21 protein-coding genes and 1 pseudogene are annotated in these 26392 nt (G+C 56.0%); 16 read left to right on the top strand and 6 right to left on the bottom strand.

Going from position 1 to position 26392, the window contains the following annotated elements; translation table 11 throughout:
- Positions 1-117: 117 nt before the first annotated feature.
- Positions 118-1455, bottom strand: coding sequence for a TolC family outer membrane protein (locus tag ACMWJS_RS04265; protein WP_045910489.1), 1338 nt, complete (start codon positions 1453-1455; stop codon positions 118-120).
- A gap of 740 nt (positions 1456-2195) precedes the next feature.
- Here ACMWJS_RS04265 and ACMWJS_RS04260 point away from each other — a divergent pair.
- Positions 2196-2939: a DeoR/GlpR family DNA-binding transcription regulator gene (locus tag ACMWJS_RS04260; protein WP_414746669.1), complete on the top strand. Its 744-nt coding sequence runs from the start codon at positions 2196-2198 to the stop codon at positions 2937-2939.
- A gap of 13 nt (positions 2940-2952) precedes the next feature.
- On the top strand, positions 2953-4020 hold the full coding sequence (locus ACMWJS_RS04255; RefSeq protein ID WP_262790806.1) for an oxidoreductase: 1068 nt from the start codon (positions 2953-2955) through the stop codon (positions 4018-4020).
- Between the two features lie 99 nt (positions 4021-4119).
- On the opposite strand, the gene cybB is transcribed toward ACMWJS_RS04255, so the two are convergent.
- Entirely contained in the window at positions 4120-4650 is a 531-nt protein-coding gene (gene cybB / locus ACMWJS_RS04250; RefSeq protein WP_414746668.1) for a cytochrome b561, read from the bottom strand.
- A gap of 189 nt (positions 4651-4839) precedes the next feature.
- On the opposite strand from cybB, the gene gap reads away from it, so the two are divergent.
- Positions 4840-5841 (top strand): type I glyceraldehyde-3-phosphate dehydrogenase, encoded by a 1002-nt coding sequence (gene gap, locus ACMWJS_RS04245; protein WP_061715206.1) that lies wholly within the window; start codon positions 4840-4842, stop codon positions 5839-5841.
- 408 nt (positions 5842-6249) lie between these two features.
- Here gap and ACMWJS_RS04240 read toward each other — a convergent pair whose 3' ends face one another.
- Positions 6250-7050, bottom strand: coding sequence for a YdcF family protein (locus ACMWJS_RS04240; RefSeq protein ID WP_414746667.1), 801 nt, complete (start codon positions 7048-7050; stop codon positions 6250-6252).
- Between the two features lie 327 nt (positions 7051-7377).
- Between ACMWJS_RS04240 and ACMWJS_RS04235 the strand changes: the two genes are divergently transcribed.
- The 5 genes and pseudogenes from ACMWJS_RS04235 to ACMWJS_RS04215 all read left to right on the top strand — a co-directional run.
- Entirely contained in the window at positions 7378-8697 is a 1320-nt protein-coding gene (locus ACMWJS_RS04235; RefSeq protein WP_046092563.1) for an MFS transporter, read from the top strand.
- Positions 8698-8855: 158 nt separating this feature from the next.
- On the top strand, positions 8856-10508 hold the full coding sequence (locus ACMWJS_RS04230) for an MFS transporter (protein WP_262763884.1): 1653 nt from the start codon (positions 8856-8858) through the stop codon (positions 10506-10508).
- Between the two features lie 22 nt (positions 10509-10530).
- The gene (locus ACMWJS_RS04225) at positions 10531-11610 is read left to right on the top strand and encodes an HlyD family secretion protein (RefSeq protein ID WP_414746666.1); all 1080 of its coding nucleotides are present in this window, start codon (positions 10531-10533) and stop codon (positions 11608-11610) included.
- Positions 11610-12989, top strand: coding sequence for an efflux transporter outer membrane subunit (locus tag ACMWJS_RS04220; protein WP_414746665.1), 1380 nt, complete (start codon positions 11610-11612; stop codon positions 12987-12989). Before ACMWJS_RS04225 ends, ACMWJS_RS04220 begins: the two co-directional genes overlap by 1 nt.
- Positions 12990-13057: 68 nt before the next feature.
- Positions 13058-13708 (top strand): annotated as a pseudogene (locus tag ACMWJS_RS04215) (O-methyltransferase); the annotation flags it as partial.
- Between the two features lie 90 nt (positions 13709-13798).
- Here the strand turns inward: ACMWJS_RS04215 and hrpA are convergent.
- Positions 13799-17701 (bottom strand): ATP-dependent RNA helicase HrpA, encoded by a 3903-nt coding sequence (gene hrpA, locus ACMWJS_RS04210; RefSeq protein WP_048223098.1) that lies wholly within the window; start codon positions 17699-17701, stop codon positions 13799-13801.
- A 205-nt stretch (positions 17702-17906) separates the two neighbouring features.
- Between hrpA and azoR the strand changes: the two genes are divergently transcribed.
- Both azoR and ACMWJS_RS04200 read left to right on the top strand, forming a co-directional pair.
- Positions 17907-18512 carry an FMN-dependent NADH-azoreductase gene (gene azoR, locus ACMWJS_RS04205; RefSeq protein ID WP_008502313.1) on the top strand — a complete coding sequence of 202 codons (606 nt, stop codon included), beginning with the start codon at positions 17907-17909 and terminating at the stop codon, positions 18510-18512.
- Positions 18513-18602: 90 nt separating this feature from the next.
- Positions 18603-19289, top strand: coding sequence for an RluA family pseudouridine synthase (locus ACMWJS_RS04200; protein WP_414746664.1), 687 nt, complete (start codon positions 18603-18605; stop codon positions 19287-19289).
- A gap of 7 nt (positions 19290-19296) precedes the next feature.
- On the opposite strand, the gene ACMWJS_RS04195 is transcribed toward ACMWJS_RS04200, so the two are convergent.
- The gene (locus tag ACMWJS_RS04195) at positions 19297-19836 is read right to left on the bottom strand and encodes a DUF2058 domain-containing protein (protein ID WP_167210511.1); all 540 of its coding nucleotides are present in this window, start codon (positions 19834-19836) and stop codon (positions 19297-19299) included.
- Between the two features lie 388 nt (positions 19837-20224).
- On the opposite strand from ACMWJS_RS04195, the gene ACMWJS_RS04190 reads away from it, so the two are divergent.
- The 4 genes from ACMWJS_RS04190 (at position 20225) to ACMWJS_RS04175 (ending at position 24274) form a co-directional block, all read left to right on the top strand.
- Positions 20225-21340 (top strand): DUF6883 domain-containing protein, encoded by a 1116-nt coding sequence (locus ACMWJS_RS04190; RefSeq protein WP_414746663.1) that lies wholly within the window; start codon positions 20225-20227, stop codon positions 21338-21340.
- Positions 21341-21350: 10 nt separating this feature from the next.
- The gene (locus tag ACMWJS_RS04185; RefSeq protein WP_069719271.1) at positions 21351-22034 is read left to right on the top strand and encodes a YrhA family protein; all 684 of its coding nucleotides are present in this window, start codon (positions 21351-21353) and stop codon (positions 22032-22034) included.
- Between the two features lie 213 nt (positions 22035-22247).
- A complete protein-coding gene (locus ACMWJS_RS04180) occupies positions 22248-23222 on the top strand; it encodes a DUF1852 domain-containing protein (protein ID WP_023292484.1) in 975 nt (324 codons plus the stop codon).
- Between the two features lie 23 nt (positions 23223-23245).
- Entirely contained in the window at positions 23246-24274 is a 1029-nt protein-coding gene (locus ACMWJS_RS04175; RefSeq protein WP_262749542.1) for a methionine synthase, read from the top strand.
- A 5-nt stretch (positions 24275-24279) separates the two neighbouring features.
- Here ACMWJS_RS04175 and ACMWJS_RS04170 read toward each other — a convergent pair whose 3' ends face one another.
- Positions 24280-25212 (bottom strand): LysR substrate-binding domain-containing protein, encoded by a 933-nt coding sequence (locus tag ACMWJS_RS04170; protein WP_414746662.1) that lies wholly within the window; start codon positions 25210-25212, stop codon positions 24280-24282.
- Between the two features lie 95 nt (positions 25213-25307).
- On the opposite strand from ACMWJS_RS04170, the gene ACMWJS_RS04165 reads away from it, so the two are divergent.
- Together ACMWJS_RS04165 and ACMWJS_RS04160 are read left to right on the top strand one after the other, a co-directional pair.
- Entirely contained in the window at positions 25308-25742 is a 435-nt protein-coding gene (locus ACMWJS_RS04165) for a DMT family transporter (protein WP_045910475.1), read from the top strand.
- Between the two features lie 3 nt (positions 25743-25745).
- Entirely contained in the window at positions 25746-26204 is a 459-nt protein-coding gene (locus tag ACMWJS_RS04160; RefSeq protein WP_229225826.1) for a DMT family transporter, read from the top strand.
- Positions 26205-26392: the final 188 nt, after the last annotated feature.

Raw genomic sequence — 26392 nt, 5'->3', positions numbered from 1 at the left:
CTCTCCTTGCAGGTGTACGGATTCCTGTGGATATGTCCACCAGACGGATGTAGCTATCCCTGGGAAAAAACACCCATTATTTTCAGACTTATTTTGCGCGACAATACGCGTCTTTTTTTAACTCAAATCGGGTAGTTTTGCGGCAGCGTTTTTCTCTATTCCAATAAGCGGCATTAAATTATCAACCGCGGAAGCATAATTAATTGCCGAACTCCAGCCATCATACTCAGCGATTATTTTCGCCGAGGTGGCCTGCCAGACATCCTGCTCAACGCTGAGCAGATCGTTAATGCTCCGCTTGCTCAGGGTGTACTCATTTTTATAGACATCACGGGCGCGCAGGGCATTTTCCAGCTGCTGTTTCCCGGCCTCCATTCTTCCCCGTGCACCGGTCCAGTCCGCCTGCGCGACGGAGGCTTTTTGCAGGACATCGAAACGCGCCTGATCGACCTGAGAGGAGGCCATGGCCCGTGCCCCTTCAGCCTGCCGCACGCGTGCAGAGACCGCGCCGCCCTGATAAAGCGGTGCGTCAATGTTGAGCTGGATCTGGTCATCCCAGTACGAACGGTTGTCCGACTCGTAACGGGTACGTCCGCCCTTCAGGCTTAAGGTCGGCCAGTGCTGAGACTTCGCCGTTTCCACCCCATACTGGGCTGAGCGCTCCATGTTTTGCGCGGCCATGACCGCCGGTATCAGCGAATAATCAATGCGGTTGAGCGAATCAGGCTCAACCGCGAGATTTGCGGGTACAGGCGAAAAGTTATCGGCCTGCATTCCGGTTAATACCGCGAGCCTCGCGCGGGCGCTGTTTAAGGCGGCGTGATACTGCGCGACCGTCGCCTGCATGCCGGCAATACGCGTGCGGGTCTGGAGCTCATCGGAGGTCGAGCTCACACCCGCGTCGGCGCGCAGCTTTGCCAGTTGCTCAACATTTTTTAGCGCCTGAACGTTCTCCTTTGCCGCCTGCAGCAGATCGGCATAGCGTTTGACCTCGACATAGCTCAGCGCCGTTTTTTCCGCCACGTCAGAGAGTGTGCTCATCAGCTGGTAGCGATAGCTATCGCGCTGGGCGGAAGACTGGCTGATGCTGTTATTGGTCTTGCCAAAGTCATATATCAGCTGCGTCAGGCTCAGCCCCCACGCGGCTGAATTCTTCAGCGACCCGCTGGAATCGGTGGTCTGGCTATGGCCCGTGCTGCCGTTCAGCGATATTTGCGGCATCCAGCCGCTGCGCGCTTCATCTATTTGCGCCTGACCAATACCGAGTTGCGCGGCCTGCTGACTAATCGACGGATCGCGATCGATAGCAAAAAGAATACTTTCTTTTAAGGTTGTCGTGGCAACCGGGGCAATACCCACCTGACTACTATTGGCGTACGCCGTATTTATGGCTAATGAAATGAATGCCAGTGCTGCTGTAAATCGACGTAACATAGGCTTTCGCAATATCGTCATTTTTATCTCCCTGACTCTGAGTGACACTGAAGCAATTACCCAAAAAGAGGTATAGATAATTAGACAAATATCTTATTTCGCATCCTTGCCGAATTTTAGGTAAAACTCCCCATACCCATTTCCTCTGGAGATGAGATCTGCCTGCGTCTTATTTAAATTAAGAATTTACTTATTTCCTAAAGTGGTTAGCAGCATAACAAAATGCGTTATAAGCCACTACACCCCCAATGTTAATGTGGTGTTACAATTAAGAAAAAAGATGGGGTTTCTGGACAAAACTCTTAAAATGACCTTTCAGATGAAACATATAAACCGACTGTTATTTAAGGAAAATTCTTAATTCGTCACCTGCACATTTTTGCGTTAATTTCCGGGCGGGTCAGACACAAAGATTTTCAAAGAAGTGTCAATTTAAGTAGCTAAACCAGACAAATTAGAATTTAATGCCATTAATAAACTAATTAAAGCAATAAAAAACCACACTAGCAACATTAAACAGAATAAAAAACCAGACAATAGGAATGCAGTGGTTACATAACCCAAATCGTTAAATAAAACATAACAATAACATTGTGGTTAACATTCAAAACGGCTTGCTTATACCTGTTTAATAAAATTTTAATAATCACGCATCTGAATCATCACCTCACTCCCCGACATCAAAACCACGTTGCCCTTTTCTCTGCGTTAAAATGCTGTATTATGCAAAATATTGCGACATTTTGCAGGAACGCACACCGATGCACAAAACCGCACGACAACGCCACGTTCTGGATATCCTGAGCGAGCAAGGCCAGGCCAGCATCACCGAGCTGGCAGAAAAACTGCAGGTTTCAGCCGATACCATCCGTCGGGATCTGACCGACCTGGAAAACCAGGGGCTGGCGCAGAAGAACCACGGCGGGGCCATCGCGCTGAATCTTTCCGCCATGAATCGCCTGGGCCGCAATACGCTGCTGCCGGAAACCAAACAGCGCCTGGGAAAACAGGTCGCACAGCAGGTTCCTGCGGGTTCTACCCTGTTTCTGGATGCGGGCAGCACGGTGATGGCTGTCGCCTCCTTTCTTCGCGGGCCGCTCACCGTCATTACCACGTCGCTGGACATCGCCCAGCACTTTAGCGACCGGGAAGACGTTGAGCTGATCCTGCTCGGCGGGAAATGGGACCATAAGCAGCGCCTGTTTGCCGGAAGCGCCACCTTGTCCTTGCTGTCCCGCTATCGGGCAGATATTGCCATCCTCGGGGCGTGCGCCATTCATGCTGAACTCGGTTTGAGCGCCGGTAAAGAAGCGGATGCCGAGGTTAAACGCGCTATGCTTGACGCAAGCCATGCGCACTGGATTGTTGCCGACCACCTGAAAGTCAACCGCTGCGAACCGTATCTGGTTTCCGGGTTATCTAACATTCAACAACTCTTTTTAGATCGTCCCTGGCCTGAGCTTGGGGACCCTGGCGCATTGCAGGTCACGGTGTGCGCGAATTAACGTGGAGAAGTTCATGAGTACAGTTCGAACAATTAACATTGCGCTGATCGGGTATGGATTTGTGGGCAAAACTTTCCATGCCCCGTTAATCCAGTCTGTGGACGGGCTTAAGCTGGCCGTGGTCTCTTCTCGTGATGAAGAGAAGGTGAAACGCGATCTGCCGGACGTAGAGGTGGTCGCCACCCCTGAAGAGGCTATTCAGCATCCTGATGTTGACCTGGTGGTGATTGCCTCCCCCAACGCCACGCACGCCCCGCTGGCGACGCTGGCCCTGAACGCAGGTAAACACGTGGTCGTGGATAAGCCTTTCACCCTCGACATGCAGGAAGCCCGCGACCTGATTGCGCTGGCGGAGGAAAAGCAGCGACTGCTTTCTGTCTTCCACAACCGCCGCTGGGACAGCGATTTCCTCGGCATTAAGCAGGTCATTGAGCAAGGCACGCTCGGCAAGGTTAAGCACCTGGAGTCGCATATCGACCGCTTCCGCCCGGAAGTGCGCGTGCGCTGGCGCGAGCAGAATGTCCCCGGGAGCGGCCTGTGGTTTGACCTGGGGCCTCATCTTATCGACCAGACGCTACAGCTCTTTGGTCTGCCGCAGTCGGTTCAGGGGAATATCGCGACGCTGCGCGACGGCGCAGAAATCAACGACTGGGCGCACGTGGTCTTAAACTATCCGGAGCATAAGGTGATTCTGCACGCCAGCATGCTGGTGGCAGGCGGTACGGCGCGCTTTGCCGTCCACGGGGACAAGGGCAGCGTGGTGAAGGCCAGAATCGATCAGCAGGAAGCACAGCTGCTCTCCGGGGTTATCCCTGGGAGTGAAGCCTGGGGCGAAGACAGCGACAGTATGGTGTTCTTTGGCGCTGACGGCGCATCGCAAACGATCCCTACCCCGAAAGGCGATCAGCGCCAGTATTACATCAATGTGCGTGACGCGCTGCTTGGGAAAATCACCAATCCGGTCCACCCGGTTGAGGCACTGGCAGTCATGGCCGTGCTGGAAGCGGCGGTGAAGTCGTCTGAGACGGGGTCAACCCAGGCGCTGGCGTTAAGTGCCGAAGAGCGTGCTCTGTTGGGTTAAAAACAAGCCGGGTGGCGGCTACGCCTTACCCGGCCTACGATTCGGGAATTGCATTGTAGGCCGGGTAAGGCGTAGCCGCCACCCGGCAAGCGTTAATGACTACGAACGCTTTTTCGGCATCATGCGCAGAAGAGTATTATCTTTCCAGAAATAGTGATGCATCAGCGCCGCCGCCGCGTGCAGCCCAATCACAAAATAGCCCAGGTTTGCCAGCGTCTCGTGCCACGTCTTCAGCGTATCCACCAGGTCAAAATTGGACTCCGCCGCATGCGGCATCGCCAGGCCAAAGGCAAACCAGTCGCTGCCCCGGTTATACATCATCACAATGCCAATCAGCGGCAGCGCAATAAACAGCAGATACACCACCAGATGCCCCAGATGTGCCATCCCCGTCACCATCGCTTTTGGCTTCGGCTGAATCGGCGGCGCGCGGAATTTCAGGCGAACCAGCAGACGCGTCACCATCAGCACCAGGATACCGATCCCGCATGAGACGTGGATCATGTTGATCACCGGACGCGCGGTGCGCGGGAAGAAACCTCTGAACTCCATGGCGCAGTAGGCGACGATGATTAACAGAAACACCAGCCAGTGGATGCCGATTTGCAGGCTTGTATATTTAGTGCGCATGTGATTTCTCGATTAAAAACAGTTACCGCGCCAACATAATCCCCTTTCCTTAAAAATTCATTAACTTTTCTGTATGGTTTTTCAAATACTTCCCCCCGCATGAAGCATCTTCAATTGCCGCCCTGCCCGTGATGGTCTAAGCCTGGATGAGTTCAAACTGTCGCATCGACACGTTTACAGGAGAACACCATGAGTAAAATTGGCATTAACGGCTTTGGACGCATCGGACGTCTTGTTCTGCGTCGCCTTCTTGAAACCCAGGACAGTAATACCGTCGTCGCCATCAACGACCTCACCTCCCCGAAAGTGCTGGCCTATCTGCTCAGGCATGATTCCAACTACGGTGGCTTCCCGTGGAGCGTGGATTTCACCGAGGATGCGCTGATCGTTGACGGTAAAACCATAGCGGTCTATGCCGAAAAAGAGGCAAAGCATATTCCGTGGAAAACCGCAGGTGTGGATATCGTCGTGGAGTGCACCGGCTTTTATACGTCTGAAGAAAAATCACGGGCGCACCTGGACGCGGGCGCGAAGAAGGTGCTGATCTCTGCGCCTGCGGGCGACATGAAAACCATCGTCTACAGCGTGAACGACGACACCATTGACGCCGGTGATACCATCATCTCCGTCGCCTCCTGCACCACCAACTGCCTCGCCCCGCTGGCGAAAGCCCTGAACGACGCGTTTGAAATTAAGGTGGGCACCATGACCACCATTCACGCCTATACCGGTACCCAGGCGCTGGTGGATGGCCCGCGCGGGAAAGATCTTCGCGCCTCGCGGGCGGCGGCAGAGAATATCATTCCGCATACCACCGGCGCCGCCAAAGCCATTGGTCTGGTGATCCCTGCGCTCAGCGGCAAACTGAAAGGCCACGCGCAGCGCGTGCCGGTTAAAACGGGCTCCGTTACCGAACTGGTGGCCATTCTGGGCAAGAAAGTGACCGTTGAGGAGATCAACGCCGCGCTGAAAAAGGCGACGCAGGGCAATAAATCGTTCGGGTATACCGACGAAGAGATTGTGTCGTCAGATGTGATTGGCTCGCACTATGGTTCGGTGTTTGACGCCACGCAGACGGAGGTGTCAGAAGCGGGAGAACTTCAGCTGGTGAAAGCCGTTGCCTGGTATGACAACGAGTATGGGTTTGTGACCCAGCTGGTGCGGACGCTGGATAAGTTTGCGGCGCTGTGATTTTTTTCTTTATTCAGGGCTAATATGAGCTGTGAACCATCCCCTCTCCCTATGGGAGAGGGTTAGGGTGAGGGGAACATACGGCTCTGGTGGTCATTCCGTTCACGTTGTGTTCCTTGCTACTCTGTAACGACATGACCGGTGAACGTGCCAGGGTGGCTCAATCGCCACCACCCTGGCGACCCAGGCTTCCGGCGGTAAATCGCCGCTTCGCGGTGCCCTCAGCTTATTCCTTCAGGCTATCGGGTCGGGCATGAGCCTGCATCCCTGCAGGCCACGCCCTCTCGGCGCATCCCTGCGCCTCGCCCCGGCCTTACGGAAACGCTTCGGCGATTTACAGCCGGACCAGGGTGTCGCTGTAAGCCAAATGTTATTCTGAAGCGGTTGTTATTGCTTCTAATTACGTCCTTAAAGCGAGCGCATGGACAACGCATCCGCAAGGACCGGATCCTGCTGCAGCTGTTTCCATGCGGCGGTGACGGCCTCGGGGAATTCAACGTGAGCAATATAATCCCGCCCGGCCGGGCCATAGCCGTTGGCGTCATCATACAGGCGCGGCAGCTCACCCATAACCAATGAAAGGTAACGGTCAACGGGCCACAGGCCGGTGTTGCCCTCGCTGAATTCCACGCCCTCGTTACCGTTTTGCAGCGTCGGCGTAAACCCCGGATGGCTGAGCCACTGCGGTGAAACGGACTCATCCCGACAAACGCGGGCAAATGTCGCCATCGTGCGGCGCTGCATCGTCGGATCCTGCACCACCAGCACCCGCCCGGTCGTTCGATGATGCTGTTTCAGCATATTCCAGCTAAAGCGCGCGTTTTCACCGCAGTTGGTGGAGCGATCCTCAACCCACAGCTGCGCCTCGGGGATCTGCCAGAACGCCCGCGCAATGTCGGCAAGAATGCCCGCTTCAGCCCGCCCGGTGACCGGTACGGTGTGATAACGCGGATGACTGCCGATGGCGGCGTATAAAAAGGTGGTCGAATGCCCGATGCCGCCGCTAATCAGAAGTGGCACGTCTTGCTGAGAGGCCATCCGGCAGGCCGCGTCAATGGTTGGGATCACCGCGTTTCCTGCCAGAATTACCGCATCGACTTCCGGGAGCGGACGCGTCGCGCTCAGGTCATCCTGCGCCAGCCATTCACCGACAGTATTGATGGCCGCCAGCGTGGCATCTGCCAGAAAGGGAAAATGGGGCTGAACCATGGTGAACTCCTCACGTTGTTGAAGCGCCGAATTTATCATTTTTCTGAAATAACCAGAAACATCCAAAAATCATCGGGTTGCACCTGCCTATTATGCTTTTGATTTCCAGCCTTACAAAACATTGTATTGTACAGGCGTCATGAAAAAGCACCCAGCGCTGCTTATTTCACCGTGATCTGACCAGTTTTATCCCCCCTGCGCTTGCCAAACGTAACATCCAACCCTAAGTTGCTTAACAATTTCACAACCTTTTTCATCATCACAGGTTGCACCTGAAGCGCGCCAGGTGACACCTCTCTCATCATCAACGTGGCGGGGTTTCAGGTCATGACAGAACATGAAAGTACGACGACGGTATTACGAAAAAATAAAAAGGTGTTAATCGCCAGCCTTACCGGGAGTGCCATTGAATGGTTTGACTATTTTCTCTACGGTACGGCGGCCGCGCTGGTCTTCAATAAGATCTTTTTCCCGATGGTCGATCCGGTGATTGGACTCATCCTCTCTTATCTCTCTTTCTCCTTAACCTTCTTTATTCGCCCCATTGGTGGGGTACTTTTCGCCCACATTGGCGACCGCATCGGACGTAAAAAAACCCTCGTGTTGACCCTCTCTTTGATGGGAGGTGCAACCGTCATGATTGGCCTGCTGCCCACGTATGAGATGATTGGCCTGTGGGCGCCCGCTCTGCTGATCCTGATGCGTATCATTCAGGGGATGGGCATTGGCGGTGAATGGGGCGGCGCGCTACTGCTGGCCTATGAATATGCGCCAGAAAAACGTAAAGGCTTCTTCGGCAGTATTCCGCAGGCGGGCGTCACCATCGGTATGCTGATGGCAACTTTTATCGTTTCGCTGATGACCCTGTTCAGCGAGGCGGATTTCCTCTCCTGGGGCTGGCGCATCCCGTTCCTGCTGAGCTCGGTTCTGGTGTTGCTCGGCCTGTGGATCCGCAAAGATATTGATGAAACGCCCGATTTTCAGCGAGTCAAAGCGTCCGGTCAGGTGGCTAAGGCTCCCCTGCGCGATACGCTGAAGCATCACTGGCGCGAAGTGCTGATTGCCGCCGGTCTGAAGGTGGTTGAAACCGCCCCCTTCTACATCTTCTCAACCTTCGTGGTGAGCTATGCCACCAGCACGTTGACGTATCAGAAATCGCAGGCGCTGGAAGCCGTGACGCTGGGTGCGCTGGTGGCGACCATTATGATCCCGCTGATGGGGCTGCTCTCCGATAAGGTAGGTCGCCAGCGCATGTACGCGATCAGCGTCTTCGTGCTGGGCCTGTTTATCGTACCGTGGTTTATGCTGCTCAATACCGGCACCACATGGGGTATCGTACTCGCAACGGTCATCGCCTTTGGCGTGTTGTGGGCCCCTGTCACCGCGGTACTCGGCACGCTGTGCTCTGAAATCTTTAGTGCAAACGTGCGCTACACCGGCATTACTCTAGGCTATCAGCTAGGTGCCGCGCTGGCTGGCGGTACCGCGCCGTTGATTGCCACCGGCCTGCTGGCAAAATACGACGGCGACTGGGTGCCGGTGGCCTGGTATCTTGCCGTCACGGTGACCATTTCTTTAATCGCGATTTTCTGCGCCAGCCGCGTTAAGCGTGCCACTCTCATCCAGGCGCAGCCCGAACGTCTCTGACCCTTCCCGGCCCGTCCTGCGGGCCGCTCTTTTTCCTTAAATTTCCCTTCACCATTTGATTAACATGCGTAAATCATATTCACTTGAATTATCATTTGCGGCAGACGTAGAATCGCTAGCCCGCTAATTATTCAATCATTTCTAAGGTAAACGACGTTATGCGCCTGCCCGAACGCGACCCTTATGCTCCTCGCGAGTGGCAGCCACATGAGAAACCCGCCCTGTTGGGTTCGCCCTCCACGCCCGAACACAGTACGCCAAAACGCATTGCCTACGGCGTCGTGGGCCTGCTGGTCTGCCTGACCGGGGCGCTGGGAAATGCGGTGGTGACCGCCAACCTGCAAAATTTGCAGGGGACTTTCGGGGCCTGGTCCACCGAAATCGCCTGGCTGCCCGCGGTCTATGTGATGACCAACATCTCCATCAACCTGCTGCTGGTGAAATTCCGCCAGCAGTACGGTTTGCGCGCCTTTACGGAAGGTTTTCTGGTGCTGTACGTGCTGGTCACCTTCTTCCATCTGTTCGTAAACGATCTTAGCTCGGCGCTGATGGTTCGCGCCGCGCACGGCATGGTGGCCGCCGCGCTCAGCTCGCTGGGGATTTACTATCAAATCCAGGCCTGGCCTGCGAAGCACCGCCTGAAGGCGCTGACCATCGGCATCACCGGATCGTCGCTCGCCATCCCGCTGGCCCGCCTGTTTTCGACCGAGCTGCTGCAGCTGGACGAGTGGCGCGGGCTCTATTTCTTCGAGCTGGGGCTGGCGCTGATCTCCCTGGCCTGCGTTATCGCCTTAAAACTGCCGCCGGGCGACCGGCGCAAGGTCTTCGAGAAAAAAGACTTTATCACCTTCTTTTTAATGGCCCCCGGGATGGCCCTGCTCTGCGCCGTGCTCTCTTTAGGCCGCCTTGACTGGTGGTTCGAAGCGCCGTGGATCGGCTGGTCACTGGCGCTATCGCTGGTGCTGATTGTCGCAGCCATTGTCTTTGAACATAACCGCAGCAACCCGCTGCTGAACACCCGCTGGCTGTCGAGCGGCAGCATCGTCCGCCTGGGGCTAATTATGCTGCTGATCCGAATCGTGCTGGCCGAGCAGAACACCGGCGTCATCGGCTGGCTGCAGTACGTGGGCTTACAGAACGAGCAGATGACGCACCTGGCGTGGTCTATTTTCGCCGGGATCGTCTGCGGGATTGTCACCAGCTGTCTTACCATCAAGCCAACGAAGCTGGCGTGGCCAATCATTACCTCCCTGGCGCTGATGATTGTTGCCTCGCTGCTGGACAGCCAGTCCAACAACCTGACCCGTCCGGATCAGCTGATGGTAAGCCAGTTCCTGCTGGGCTTCGGCAGCGCCTTCTTCCTGGCGCCCGCTATGCTGGCCGCCATTGGCGGGGTGATCGCCGACCCGCGTAACCTGGTCAGCTTCTCGGTGATGTTTGGCATGAGCCAGAACCTCGGTGGCCTGCTGGGCTCCGCGATCCTCGGCACCTTCCAGACCTGGCGCGAGAAGTACCACTCCAGCCTGCTGGCGGACCAGCTCACCACGCTCAACCCGCTGGTCAACGAGCGAATTCAGCTTTATACCCAAATGTACAAAAGCCTGATTGGCGACAGCGCGCTGCTGGGCACCCAGGCGATAACGCAGCTGCAAACGGTGACCGCGCTGGAGGCGAATATTCTGGCCTACAACGATACTTATCTGCTGACGGCGAGCATCGCTGCCGCCACGCTGATCTGGATTTTATGGCGCTTGCTGCGCCTGCGCATCACTGCCCGTCTGGCGCTGAAGAACGCCACCGGCAACAAATAATATAAAGAGTTCTGGAGAGTTTATGAGTCAGCAGGATGCCGCCAAAGAGCAGGCCAACACCCGCAAAAATGTGCGCATTGTTTCCGTTTTCACCGCCGCCGCCATCGGTATCGTCGGCGTGCTGGTAATCCTTTATGCGTGGCAGCTGCCGCCGTTTACCCGTCACGCGCAGTTTACCGATAACGCCTACGTGCGCGGCCAGACGACGTTTATCAGCCCGCAGGTGAACGGCTATATCACCGAGGTGAAGGTTCAGGACTTTGTGCAGGTCAAAAAAGGTGACCTGCTGATGCAGATTGATGACCGTATCTACCGTCAGCGGGTGCATCAGGCCGAGGCGCAGCTGGCGATGAAAATTGCCGCCCTGAATAACAACCTGCAGCAGCGTAAAAGCGCCGAAGCAACGATCGCCAAAAATGACGCTGCGCTGAAAAATGCCCGCGCCCAGAGCCTGAAAAGCCAGGCGGATTTAAAACGGGTGAAAGAGCTGACGACGGACGGCTCGCTTTCCATTCGCGAGCGCGACGCGGCGCTGGCCAGTGCCGCTCAGGGCAGCGCCGATATCGACCAGGCGAAAGCCGCGCTTGAGATGTCGCGTCAGGATCTGCAGACGGTGATTGTGAACCGCGGTGCGCTGGAGGCGGATGTTGAAAACGCCAAAGCGGCGCTGGAGCTGGCGCAGATTGACCTGCAAAACACCCGCATTGTGGCGCCGCGTGACGGTCAGCTCGGCCAGATCGCCGTGCGTCTCGGGGCCTACGTGACCGCCGGGACGCACCTCACCACCCTGGTGCCGCCGCAGCACTGGGTCATCGCCAACATTAAAGAGACCCAGCTCGCGGAGCTGCGCGTCGGTCAGCCGGTGAAATTCACCGTTGATGCCCTGAACAACAAAGCGTATCAGGGCCGCGTGGAGAGCATATCCCCGGCAACCGGCGTGGAGTTCAGCGCCATCACGCCGGACAACGCCACCGGCAACTTTGTCAAAATAGCCCAGCGTATTCCGGTGCGCATTGAGGTACTCGGTAAGCCAGAAGATTCCGCGCTGCTGCGTCCGGGTATGTCGGTACAGGTGACCATTGATACGCGGGAGGCGAAGTAATGATCCTTCGCCCGATAGCCGTGCTGGTGGCGGCGGTCATGCTGGCCGGATGCCAGTCCGTTGACGTCAAGCCGGCGCAGCCGACGCTGCACATCCCCACCCAGTGGCGCACCGTCTCCGGCCCTGCCAGCCCGACGGAGCAGCTCTGGTGGCGTAATTTCCATGACAACCACCTGAACCGCTATGTGGATCAGGCGCTACAGCATAACAGCGACGTGTTGATCGCCCGCGAAAGGATAAACGAGTATCAGGCGCGGGTCTATGCGGCCGACGGCAGCCTGTTTCCCTCGCTTGATGCAGGCGTAACCGGGACGCGCGCCCGTTCACAATCCGCCGCGACCGGGCTGCCGGTTTACGGCACATTGTACAAAGGGAGCCTGACGGCGAGCTATGACGTGGATATCTGGGGCGTCAACCGCAGCACCTCTCGCGCTGCCGAAGCCTCTCTGGCAGCGCAAAAAGCCGCCGCCGCCGCCGCGGATTTGACCGTTGCCTCGTCCGTTGCATCCGGCTACGTCACCCTGCTCTCGCTTGACGAACAGCTGCGCGTGACCGAATCCACGCTGAAATCGCGCGAAGAGGCGTTTAATCTTGCGAAGCGTCAGTTTGAGACGGGCTACAGCTCGCGCCTGGAGCTGATGCAGTCGGATTCCGAACTGCGCTCGACTCGGGCGCAGGTGCCCGTGCTGCAGCACCAGATTGCACAGCAGGAGAATGCCCTGAGCCTGCTGCTGGGAAGCAACCCGGGCGACGTGGCGCGTGGCGAAAGCTTCGCGGCACTGACGCCGCTGACGCTGCCGTCGCAGCTGCCTTCTGCGCTTCTTAATCGCCGCCCGGATATCGTTCAGGCCGAACGCCAGCTGGTGGCGGCGGATGCCTCGCTTGCCGCGTCGCGCGCCAGCCTGCTGCCGTCGATCAACCTGACCGCCAGCGGATCGGTTCAGGATCGCACCCTATCCGGCCTGCTGGACAACCCGCTTCAGCTCTGGAGCGCAGGGGGAAGTATTCTCGCCCCGCTGCTGAACCGCCAGGCGCTGAATGCGCAGGTAGACATTTCCCAGTCCCAGCGAAACCAGGCGCTGTACGCCTATGAAAAAACCGTGCGTAACGCGTTTGCCGAAGTCAACAACAGCCTTGATGCGATAAGTCGCTATCAGGAACAGCTGACAGAGCTGCTTGCCCAGCAGGATGTGGCGCAGGAGACGCTGCGCATTGCGCAGAATCGCTATCGCAACGGTTATTCCTCCTATCTTGACGTGCTGGACGCGCAGCGCACGCTGTTCTCGGTCCAGACCAGCGTCGTGCAGGTGAAAAATAACCTGCTGCTGGCGCAGATTGATTTGTATAAAGCGCTGGGCGGCGGCTGGGTCAGTGCCTGAAACATTTCACCCCGTAGGCCGGGTAAGGCGTAGCCGCCACCCGGCAATCCCTCCCAAGGAGTCAATCTATGCAACAACAGTGGTCTGCAGTTGATAATTTCATGATTTCTTCGCTGATTCCTGACGATGACGTACTGCATCAGGTGCTGGAAAACAACAAACGCGCCGGACTACCCGAACACGATGTCGCGGCCAATCAGGGGCAGCTGCTGGCGCTGTTCGTGCGCATGACGCAGGCAAGACGCATTCTTGAGATTGGGACGCTGGGTGCCTACAGCTCAATCTGGATGGCGCGTGCGCTGCCGCCGGACGGTAAGCTGATTACGCTTGAGGCCGATCCGACGCATGCCGGGGTTGCCCGCCAGAATATTCACCTCGCGGGGCTAGACGAACGTATTGAATTAATTGAAGGCCCGGCCCTGAGCTCGCTGGAGAATTTCGGTGAGGTTCCGCCGTTCGACCTGATCTTTATTGATGCCGATAAGCCAAACAATCCCGGCTATCTGGAATGGGCGCTGCACTACTCCCGCCCCGGCACGGTAATTATCGGCGATAACGTGGTGCGTGACGGCGAGGTAATCAACGGGGAAAGCGACGATGCGCGCGTGCTGGGCGTGCGGCGTTTTATTGAGATGATGGGGGATAACCCGCGCTTAACCGCCACCGCGCTGCAAACGGTGGGGATTAAGGGTTGGGATGGGTTTACGCTGGCGATTGTAGAACGAAAGCAAGCCGGGTGGCGGCTACGCCTTACCCGGCCTACCCGTTCTCCCGTAGGCCCGGTAAGCGCAGCGCCACCGGGCAAGGGTTTAACCGGAAATCTGCTCCATCGCCTGAAGGATACGCTTATCCGAAATCGGATACGGCGTACCGAGCTGCTGGGCAAAGAAGCTGACGCGCAGCTCCTCGATCATCCAGCGGATCGCCTGCACGTCTTCATCGTCGCGGCGCGCTGGCGGCAGCTTGTTCAGCCACTGCTGCCACGCCTGCTGCACGCTCTCCACTTTCAGCATCTGCGCGCGGTCGCGGTGCGGGTCGATAGCCATTTTCTCCAGCCGTTTTTCAATCGCCTGCAGATAGCGCAGCGTATCGCCAAGACGATTGAAGCCGTTGCCGGTGACAAAGCCGCGGTAAACCAGCCCCGCCATCTGCGCCTTCACGTCAGACAGCCCCAGCGCCATGGTCATATCCACGCGCCCTTTCAGACGCTTGTTGATATTGAACACGGTGGTGAGGATCTGCTCGACCTGTTTGGCAATCTCCACCACGGTGTCGTTCAGCTCCGCGCGCACCTTTTCATGCAGCTGGGCAAAGCCCTCTTCCGTCCAGACCGGGCCGCCCGCCTCGTGGATCAGTTTGTCCACGCCGCAGGAGATGCAGTCGTCAATCAGATCCAGCACTTTGCCGTACGGGTTAAAGTAGAGCCCCAGCTTGGCCTTGTTCGGCAGCTTCTCGTGCAGATACTTGATCGGCGACGGGATGTTGAGCAGCAGCAGGCGACGCAGCCCGCGCCACATCATCTGCTGCTGTTCCTGCGGGTTATCAAACAGTTTGATCGCCACGCTGTCGCGCTCGTCAACCAGCGCAGGCCAGGCTTTCACCTTATAGTTACCGCGCTTCTGCTCGTAGCTTTCCGGAAGTTGGCCAAAGCTCCAGATATGCAGCCCGCTCTGCTCGATGCCGTCGTCGGCCACCGCAGAGAGAGTCTCCTGGACTTTGCCTTTCAGCGCCTCTTTCAGCTCGCTCAGGGAACGCCCTTCCAGCAGCTTTTTGTTTTTATCGTCCACCACGCGGAAGCTGATTTTCAGGTGATCGGGCACCTGATCCCAGTTCCAGTCGTCGCGGTCGATGGTCGTTCCGGTCATGCGGCGGAACTCACGCTCCAGCGCGTCCAGCAGCGGCAGCTCCAGCGGCGTGACGCGGCCCAAAAACGCTTCCGCGTAGTTTGGCGCAGGCACAAAGTTGCGGCGAACCGGTTTCGGCAGGGATTTGATCAGCGCAATCACCAGCTCGCGGCGCAGGCCGGGGATTTGCCACTCGAACCCGCTCTCGTCCACCTGGTTTAACAGCGGCAGCGGAATGTGGACGGTCACGCCGTCCGCGTCTGCCCCCGGCTCAAACTGATAGGTCAGACGCAGCTTGAGGTTGCCCTGATGCCAGAAGTTCGGGTAGTCGAGCTTGCTGACCGACTCCGCGCCCTCTTTAATCAGCATACTCTTTTCAAAGTTGAGCAGGTCCGGCGTCTCTTTGCTGGCCTTCTTCCACCAGCTGTCGAAATGGCGAGCGGAGATGACGTCGTGGCTGATGCGCTGGTCATAAAACTCGAACAGCGCTTCATCATCCACCAGAATGTCGCGGCGGCGCGATTTATGCTCCAGCTCTTCCACTTCAGCACGCAGCTTCAGGTTTTCACGGAAGAAGGCGTGCCGCGTCTGCCAGTCGCCCTCCACCAGCGCGTGGCGGATAAACAGCTCGCGGCACAAGGCCGGATCGATCTGACTGTAGTTGACCTTACGCGCGGCGACGACCGGCAGGCCGTAAACGGTCACTTTTTCGGTCGCCATCACCGCGCCCTGCGCGCGCTCCCAGTGCGGTTCACTGTACGAGCGCTTAAGCAGATGCTGCGCCACCGGCTCCACCCATTCCGGATCGATACGCGCGGCAATGCGTCCCCACAGGCGGCTGGTTTCCACCAGCTCCGCGACCATGGTCCACTTTGGCGGCTTCTTGAACAGGCCGGAACCGGGGAAGATAGAGAAACGCGCATTACGTGCGCCGGTATATTCCTGCTTCTCCGCGTCCTTCATGCCGATGTGGGACAGCAGGCCGGTCAGCAGCGCGATATGGATTTCGCGGTACTCCGCCGGTTCGCTGTTGACCGGAATGCCCAGCTCTTTCACCACCTGGCGAAGCTGGGTGTAGATATCCTGCCACTCGCGCACGCGCAGGTAGTTGAGGAAATCTACGCGGCACTGACGGCGGAACTGATTCGAGGAGAGCGCCTTCTGCTGCTCGCCGAGGTAGTTCCACAGGTTCACAAAGGCGAGGAAATCGGACTCTTTGTCGTGGAAGCGGCGGTGCTTTTCGTCCGACGCCTGCTGTTTGTCCATCGGACGCTCACGCGGATCCTGAATGGAGAGCGCCGAGGTAATGATCATCGCCTCGCGCACGCAGCCGTGCTTTTGCGCTTCCAGCACCATGCGTGCCAGACGCGGGTCGACCGGCAGCTGGCTGAGCTGGCGACCCAGCGGCGTCAGTTTGTAGACCGTCGCCTGCTCGTCGGTGGTGATCGCCCCGAGCTCTTCCAGCAGACGCACGCCGTCCTGGATGTTGCGTTTGTCCGGCGCCTCGACGAACGGAAACGCCGCGATGTCGCCCAGCCCCAGGGCGGTCATCTGCAGGATAACGGACGCCAGGTTGGTGCGCAGAATTTCCGGGTCGGTAAATTCCGGACGCGACAGGAAATCGTCTTCGGAATAGAGACGAATACAGATCCCTTCCGACACGCGGCCACAGCGGCCCTTACGCTGGTTAGCAGACGCCTGCGAAACGGGCTCAATCGGCAGCCGCTGAACCTTGGTACGGTAGCTGTAGCGGCTGATGCGCGCCGTACCCGGATCGATCACGTATTTAATGCCCGGCACGGTGAGCGAGGTTTCCGCCACGTTGGTTGCCAGGACGATGCGGCGTCCGCTGTGCGGCTGGAAGACGCGGTTCTGTTCGCTATTGGACAGGCGGGCGTACAGCGGCAGGATCTCGGTGTGGCGCAGGTCGCGCTTGCTGAGCGCATCGGCGGTATCGCGGATTTCGCGTTCGCCGCTCATGAAGATCAGAATGTCGCCCGCGCTTTCGTTACCCAGCTCGTCAACGGCATCAAAAATGGCCTGCAGCTGGTCGCGCTCGGTATCATCCGCCTCTTCCACAATCGGGCGATAGCGCACTTCCACGGGATACGTGCGACCTGACACCTCGATAATCGGCGCATTGTTGAAGTGCTTCGAGAAGCGCTCCGGATCGATGGTCGCGGAGGTGATGATCACTTTCAGATCCGGGCGACGCGGCAGCAGCTCTTTCAGGTAGCCGAGCAGGAAGTCGATGTTCAGGCTGCGCTCGTGCGCTTCGTCAATGATGATGGTGTCATACTGCATCAGCAGGCGATCCTGCTGGATTTCCGCCAGCAGAATACCGTCGGTCATTAGTTTGACCATGGTGTTGTCGCTAACGTGATCGCTGAAACGGACCTTGTAGCCGATGCAGCCGCCCGGCTCCGTCTGCAGCTCTTCGGCAATACGGTTGGCAACGGTGCGCGCCGCCAGACGACGTGGCTGAGTGTGGCCAATCAGGCCTTTGATCCCGCGGCCCAGCTCCATACAGATTTTCGGCAGCTGGGTGGTTTTCCCCGAACCGGTTTCACCCGCGACAATCACCACCTGGTGGTCGCGTACGGCCTCAAGAATGTCCTGTTTCTTCTGGCTGACGGGCAGGTTTTCCGGGTAGGTAATCGCCGGGCGCGCAGCTTCGCGCAGCACAACCTTCCCTGCTGCCTGTTCAATCTCTTTCGCCATCTCCTGGTAAATGGCCTGTTGTGCATCAGGATTTTTAACCTTCTTGACGCCGTGCAGACGGCGGGCGAAGCGCTGTTTGTCGCGCAGCGTCAGAGAATCGAGCTGTTGCAGGAGCATCGGGAAGGTGAATTTTTGTTGTTCTGTCATAGCGTTAAAGGGCAGTACACGCCCTGATAAACTCTCTTTTTAATGATTGCTATAGAGTACCACACTGACGCCTTTCGCGCCTTATTCAAAAAATTCGAACATAGGCTTCGATATATTGCGCTATCTCTGTGGCAGGATTGTGAATAGAGTGTCAACAAGCAACGGGGCAACCCCCTTCAATCAAATGCAACAACAGGAATCACCCATGAGCAAAGTATTAGTTTTGAAATCCAGTATTCTGGCAGGGTACTCTCAGTCTGGTCAGCTGTCTGATTACTTCGTTGAACAGTGGCGTGAACAGCATTCTGCTGACGAAATCACCGTGCGTGACCTGGCTGCAAACCCAATTCCTGTGCTGGATGGCGAGCTGGTTGGCGCGCTGCGCCCAAGCGATGCACCGCTGTCTCCACGCCAGCAGGAAGCGCTGGCCCTGTCCGACGAGCTGATTGCTGAGCTGCAGGCACATGACGTTATCGTCATCAACGCCCCAATGTACAACTTCAACATCCCAACCCAGCTTAAGAACTACTTCGACCTGGTGGCGCGCGCTGGCGTAACCTTCCGTTACACCGAGAACGGCCCTGAAGGTCTGGTGAAAGGCAAGCGTGCGATCGTACTGACCAGCCGTGGCGGTATCCATAAAGACACCCCAACCGACCTGGTTGCACCGTACCTGAGCCTGTTCCTGGGCTTCATCGGCATCACTGACGTGAACTTCGTGTTCGCGGAAGGTATCGCTTACGGTCCTGAAGTGGCGACCAAAGCGCAGACCGACGCGAAAGCCGCCATCGACAGCCTGGTTGCAGCGTAAGACTTCACCCTCTCACCGCCCGGTGGGAGGGTTTTTCTTTTCCCCCGCATTTCGTTATCATCCGCTCCCACTCTCCAGCCGGGCGGCCTGATGTCTGCGATCATTGATTCTTTTATTGCCCCACCGTGTCACGATGACATTCAGATCCTCTGGCAGGATGAACATCTGCTGCTGATCGACAAGCCTTCCGGCCTGCTCAGCCTCTCGGGCAAAAATCCGCAAAATCTCGATTCCGTCCATTATCGTCTGGTTCAGACGTTCCCGGGCTGCACGCTGGTGCACCGTCTGGATTTTGGTACGTCCGGGCTGATGGTGGTTGCGCGCAATAAGGCCATTAACGCGGCACTGTGCCAGCAGTTTAGCCAGCGCAGCGTGGAGAAAGTCTACAGCGCCTTGCTTTGCGGCCACGTGGAAAATGATGAAGGGGTCATTGATGCGCCGATTGCCAAAGACCCGGCGCTGTTCCCGCTGATGTCGATCTGCGCCATTACCGGTAAACCCGCCCGCTCCCGCTACCAGGTTGTGGAACGGTTTTATCAGGGGGCGAGATTACCGTTAACGCGGGTGAAACTGATCCCGGAGACCGGGCGAACCCATCAGCTGCGTATTCACTGCCAGCAGCTGGGACACCCGATTCTGGGCTGCGATCTGTATGGCGGTCTTGACGTGCCGGGCGCTGAGGAAACGCCCCGGCTGATGCTGCATGCCTGCGAGCTGAAATTTTTTCATCCCGTGAGCGGCGAGCCGGTTAACGCCCGTCACGCCGCCCCGTTCTGAACGCGGTTTACCACATCAAATCGTCAGGGATTTTGAAGTCCGCGTACGGATCGTCTTCGTCCTGCTCTTCCTGGCTGAGCGCGCTATTTAACACGATGCTGTCGGCATCGCGCTGGGCAATTTTATCGGCCACCACTGCCGGAATGATCGCGTAGTCGCAGTCACCGTTAGCATTGAGCACCAGGCGCGCAATCGCCAGACGGCCGTTGATCAACTGAGCCTGGGTTTGTTTGTCCACCTCGATTTTCTTGATCACATTGCCGTCGGTGAAGTTAAAGGTGATGTTGCCTTTCGCCACGGTGATGCGGTTCATCTCAATCAGCTGCTTCACCTGCGCCTTAAACTCTTTCGCCAGTACGGCCTGCTTCTGCTGCTCGCTCAGCAGCTTATCACGCTCGATCTGCGCCTTCTTGTTCTCTTCTACCGCTTCCCGAGCCTCACGCGCCTGAACGCGTGATTTCTTTGCCGTACGCTGCACTTTCGCCGCTTTCTTGCTGCTGACGAGGCCCGCTTTCAGCATCTGCTCTTGTAAGGTGAGTTTTGTCATGATTGTTTCTAAACCGGTTGGAAATTTTGGGGATTATAGCGGGAATTGCGGAGCGTGTGCCAGAGAAGTAGGCATGGCGTTTTGTGCCGGAGTCTGGTCCATTCTTCATGCAGCTTCTACGAATGGTAATGCGTGAATAGTGGTTAAAAATTACCAGGTCATTTTCTTAAAAAATGAGCCGTTCATAAATATGATGTGAGGTTTATATCTGTACCCACTACAGGCATTGGTATATTCATAGCGCATTTCAGGAGACTGTAATTTACATTTTTTGTCTGCTTCTATTCATGATCAGCACTGAATTGTTAAATATTCACTGTGTTCATCGGTTGATTTTTAAACAGCCGAGGCGGGGAATCCACACAAAAATAAAGGATAAGTATTTTATATGTTTCGACTCTACAGGTCACATGAATTAACACGGCGATTAGACCCTGAAGATTTTCAATATATTCTGACGCCTGCGGGCTCGCTAAGAGAGGCATGTATTTATTACGATCTCTCTTATGAAGCGAACGGTCACAGTCTTACTTTTGGTCTCCCCAAGAAAAAATATAGCGTATCCCCACATCAAAGACCGTATGAACGCAGGTATCGCAGCGACGCAGATCCCATTTATGACGAAGTAAAACACGAGCTGAAAATTGGTTGGCTTGTTGGTGTGGATACCTCCAGGCGCTGGAGCAGCGACCGGAACCCGTTTTATATCGACAATAACGGCGAGCTAATTTTCACCCCTACTTCCTCATCGTGGCATGCATGGTATAAGGACGGAATACTGAGTGCCTACCGGCACGTTATTGCCGATCGGCAAGGCAGGAAGCCCGCTCCTACTCAACGGATGCATTATGATTATTACGCGCCAACCACTGCACCGTCGGAGAAAACGCTGAACAGTAAAGCTGTGGGTCGTCTGCTCGCCGCGGGTGGTATTTATAACGGCAATATTACAGGGTTTCATGAAACCGCGCTGCAGCTTGGCGGAGATGCTCCAGCAGGTTATGAGCAAGTCATGAACAACAAAGGGTTAATCATTGCGAGCGCCTCCGTTGCAGCAGGATTAACAATGGGCAGGTTAAATCCTTTAAGCGAAATAGATGAAATATCGGGGTTCAGTAAAATACCAACACTTGAGAGCCCATATGTAAAAGGTTTCACCTCTCAGAGCGGCACACTAGTGAATGCTGAACACGCGGTTGTCGACCCGAAAAAACTCGCGGCTTATGCTTTAGATTCAACACATCCTACCGGAGGACACAAAGCCCGAGTGTTTGAGTCAGCGCTGGGATACAACCCAACTAATGCAGATGTTTTAGCCGCAAGAATTCAGGAAGGCATATTATTGGTCCCAGCAAAAGTGTTACAGGCAAATAGTTACGGTCAAACAATGGCTGTCGAAATGCCCATTTTAGGCGTCAACGGTGAAACAGCGATCGTGCGTACTGGCTGGATGTATGAAACAGACGCGTTAGTTCCTCGCCTGACAACCCTATTCGTTAAATGAGAAAATACAAATGAAAAGAGCCGAATTAGACGTTGTGGTTTTAGGAGAGGATTTACCGAATGAGGGGCTGGTAAAAGGGACTATTGGTACGATTGTTATGGTTTTCAATACCCCGACGCTGGCCTATCTTGTCGAGTTTTGCGACGAAGAAGGAAGAACAATAGCAATGCCTGCTTTGCTTCCCGCTCAGTTGAAGAGTTATTTCACCCCAAATATCCTTAAAACATTGCTGGTTGACAATAATTTCCCCGTAGCCAACCCAGTAGATCCAGACGTAATAGCAGATTTGATGCGCAACGCCGCCCCTGCTGAATGGGATGCTCAGAGGAGAACAGTTTACGAGGATATCCAACGCCTGATGATTAACCGGCTGGACTACTCTGGTATGTTCGAAATCATGGATGGACTCGAGTATAACGGTTTGACGCTGTACAGCCTGGCGCAGGCGAAAAACGGTGAACCCGTATGGTCGAATATCTACATTCGAAACGTTGAAATACGTGACAACGACATCTATGTTGATCCAAACCTTACTGACAAGGTACTCATTGGTGAAGATGCTATGTCCGTGTTTGCCTACAACTTCAAAGATGACTGTTTCGAGATCCGTGATAAGGCATCGACCGAATTTGCCATTGAATCACATGTTAACTTCAGCGAATTGTTGTCCTCGCTGATTGATATAATGAACTGAAATCCGCAACATCCATTGCTGGTTGTAATTGCAACCAGCCTATTTCTTCCCAGCGCCGCCCGAACAATCACGAAGCAGATAACCATCGCAGTCCGTTCATGAACTTCCCTCATGTTGCATTGAAATTAAGTCACTTCCCCTGCGCCACGGGCTCAGGCATAAATTATGCATTGGTAACTTCTTAGCAACATGAACTTAGGATGCATAACCACAATGAGCAAAGCTTTCACATATACCCTTAAGCGCAGTTGCTTCGATGAGAATTACAACCCGTCAGAAAATACGCGTACGACCACCAACTTCGCCAATCTCGCCCGCGGGGAAAAGCGTCAGGAGAACCTGCGCAATACGCTGGTGATGATCAACAACCGCTTTAACGCTTTAGCACGCTGGGATAACCCAAACGCCGATCGCTATGCGGTTGAACTGGAAATCATCTCTGTCGATTTGAATATTGGCGCGGAAAAACCGTTCCCGGCCATTGAGATACTGCAAACCACCATTGTCGACAAGAAAAACAACCAGCGTATCCCTGGCATTGTCGGGAATAACTTCTCGTCTTACGTGCGGGATTATGATTTCAGCGTCCTGCTGCTGGAGCACAACAAGAACCAGCAGCACTTCAGCATTCCGGAAAAGTTTGGCGAACTGCACGGCAATATCTTCCGCCATTTTGTGAGTTCACCGGAATACAAAGAGAACTTCACAAAAGGACCGGTGATTTGCCTGAGCGTCTCCAGCAAAGATACCTATCGCCGCACCGGTAACCAGCACCCCGTGCTGGGCGTTGAGTACCAGCCGGATGGCGAATCGCTTACGGAGCAGTACTTCGCGAAGATGGGCCTGAGCGTGCGCTACTTCATGCCGGAACACAGCGTGGCGCCGTTCGCGTTCTTCTTTACCGGGGATTTGCTGAGTGATTACACCGACCTCGAACTGATCGCCACCATCAGCACGATGGAGACGTTCCAGAAGATCTATCGCCCGGAAATTTATAACGCCAACTCGGCGGCCGGACTGTGCTACCGACCGGATCTGAACCAGCAGGATCACTCATTAACCAAAATTGTGTATGACCGGGAAGAGCGAAGCCGTCTGGCGATTGAACAGGGTCGATTTACCGAAGAGTACTTCATTAAGCCTTACAAACACATTCTTGAGCAGTGGTCTGATAACTACACGCTTTAATACATCAAAAAAGGTCTTTTATTATGAAAACATTGCTCCCGACTTCAACGGCTGGCAGCCTGCCTAAGCCGACCTGGCTTGCGCAACCTGAAACGCTGTGGTCGCCCTGGAAATTGCAGGATCAGGAACTGCTGGCGGGCAAGCAGGATGCGCTGCGCCTGTCTCTGGATGAGCAGATCCGCGCGGGAATCGATATCGTCAGCGACGGGGAACAGACCCGCCAGCATTTCGTCACCACCTTTATTGAACACCTGAACGGCGTCGATTTTGAGAACCGCCAGACGGTGCGCATTCGTAACCGCTATGACGCGAGCGTGCCTACCGTGGTCTCCGCCGTCGCGCGCCAGAAACCGGTCTTCGTCGACGATGCAAAGTACCTGCGCCAGCTCACGGACAAGCCGATCAAATGGGCCCTGCCGGGGCCGATGACCATGATCGACACCCTGTATGACGCGCACTATAAAAGCCGCGAAAAGCTGGCCTGGGAATTCGCCAAAATCCTCAACCAGGAAGCGCGAGAGTTAGAGGCCGCAGGCGTGGATATTATCCAGTTCGATGAACCGGCGTTTAACGTCTTTTTTGATGAGGTCAACGACTGGGGCATCGCCGCGCTGGAGCGCGCCATTGAAGGGCTGAAGTGCGAGACCGCGGTCCACATCTGCTACGGCTACGGCATTAAGGCCAATACCGACTGGAAAAAGACGCTCGGATCCGAGTGGCGCCAGTACGAAGAGGCCTTCCCTAAGCTGCAGACCTCTAACATCGACATCATCTCCCTGGAGTGCCACAACTCCCGCGTGCCGATGGATCTGCTTGAGCTGATCCGCGGCAAGAAAGTGATGGTTGGCGCGATTGACGTAGCAACCAACACAGTTGAAACGCCGGAGGAAGTGGCCGATACGCTGCGTAAAGCGCTGCAGTTTGTCGACGCCGACAAGCTGTATCCGTCAACCAACTGCGGCATGGCTCCCCTCTCCCGTCAGGTTGCCAACGGCAAGCTGAGAGCACTCAGCGCTGGCGCAGAGATTATCCGCAAAGAACTTGGCGCGTAATCCCCTTACCTTTGCCAGTAAAGCGGCGTGCCAAAACGCTCGACGTAATAATCAATTACCGCCCTGACGTTCAGGGGCGGATGTCGGGCATCGGGATAGATCGCCGCAATAGCCTGCTGTTCAGTATTGATGGCACACTCCAGCGCGGGCAGGAGCGGAATCAGCTCACCGCGCTGGAGCGGCTCGCTCACCAGCCAGTCCGGGAACAGCACAATCCCCATCCCGCCTCGCGCCGCAGCCAGCAGCGCTTCCGCATTATTCGAGGTCATCAATGGCGTCACGGGATAGTGTATCCACGCCTCGCCCGCTCTGCGCAACAGCCAGCGGTTAGGCCCTGACGATCCACGATAGACAAGACAGTGATGGCGATTCAGATCGTCCGGCCCTTCAGGCGCACCGTGTCTACGCACGTAATCTGGCGACGCGGCCAGATGATACACCTGCTTCCCGAACACCCGCGCCCGAAACGAGGAGTCCGTCAGCACGCCAATGCGGAAGATAAGGTCTGCCGCATCCCGGTGGGGGTCAATAAAATCATCGGTCAACGTCAGCTCTACGTTCAGGCGGGGATAGCGTTCCGACAGGCCGGGAAGTCCTGGGGCTATATGCTTCTGGCCGAAAAACACCGGTCCGTTAATGCGGATCGCACCGGACGGTTCCACCGCACGCGCGTCCAGCTCCCGGCGCGCCTCTTCCAGGTTTTCCGCCATTGACCGGGCGTAACGGATAAACAGATGACCGCTTTCCGTGGGAATGACGGCCCGCGTATTGCGATAGAAAAGCTGCTGCCCGAGCGCATCCTCAAGCTGGTGGATCACACGCGATATCTGCGAGGCCGATATCCCCTGTCGCCGCGCCACGACGGAGAAGTTCTGCGCTTCATACACGTCGATAAAGATCAGCAGCGCGCGGATGTTGATGTTGCTGGCGTCAACCATTAATGCATTTCTCGCAAAGGTGTTTGCTGCATTATGGCATTTTTCTCATTGAACAACCCACGTAATCTTCTTCGCCTGAAAACGGAGGAAGAAGAATGCAGTTTGTTTTGATTTTACTGGTGATTGCTGGCGGGATGGGCCTCTCCGTCGAGGCGGGACTGCTGGGACCGCTGGGGGGAAAGGTCGGGGATTTATGGGCGACGTTCAGCATTTTTGGCGTCGGCGCCGCGCTAACATTTCTGCTGATGCTGTTTTTCAGCCCGCGCAACAGCCCGTCGTTTTTCGCACAGCCCGGCTGGCAGCTGCTCGGCGGCGTGCTCGGTCCGGTATACGTGGTCATCCTGACCGTGGCGACACCCACCATCGGCATCGCCATGACCATGATTGGCATTCTGGCCGGCCAGGTCTTTAAAAGCCTGATCATTGATCATTATGGTCTGCTGGGTTCGCCGCACAGGAAGATAAACGCAAAGCGCATTATTGCACTGGGGTTCATTATTGCGGCACTGGTTCTGGTCGCACAGGGGTAGCGTATGACACTGATTATGATTCTTCTGGCCGTCTGCGGCGGCGCAACGCTAAGCATTCAGGCCGCCATTAACGGCCAGCTCGGCAGCAGCGTGGGGGTATTTAAAAGCGCGTTTCTGACCTTCTCCGTCGGCGCGCTGGTGACCGCCCTGCTGATTTTCTTCTTTGAGCCTAAGCAGGCCGTCAGCCTGCTGGACGTGCCGAAATGGCAGCTTCTCGGGGCAATGTTTGGCGTGCCTTATATTGTGATTATGGTCGTGGCGGTGCAGCGCATCGGCACCGCCGTCGCCACGGTGGCGGTCATCTTTGGCCAGCTCGCCATGAGCATGTTGATTGATCACTTTGGCTGGCTGGGTAATCCCGCCATTCCCTTTTCAACGAGTCGTCTGGGGGCGGTAGTCTGCCTGGGGATTGCGCTTGTCTTTATTTACTCGGGTAGTAAAACCCGCACCGACAGGACATGAGATCGCATCTTTCGGACTGAGGGCTCCCCAGAAAATTTTTACCGAAAGCGATTAAGTTTTTTTAAAGTGAAGCAATTACTTGCAGCCATGCCCTGGTCCGGCTGTAAATCGCCGAAGCGTTTCCGTAAGGCCGGGGCGAGGCGCAGGGATGCGCCGAGAGGGCGTGGCCTGCAGGGATGCAGGCTCAT

Origin of the sequence: Enterobacter sp. HK-058-C-ECC, assembly GCF_047531125.1 — a bacterium.
GTDB lineage: Bacteria > Pseudomonadota > Gammaproteobacteria > Enterobacterales > Enterobacteriaceae > Enterobacter > Enterobacter quasiroggenkampii.
This window is presented reverse-complemented; position numbering and strand designations above follow the sequence as displayed.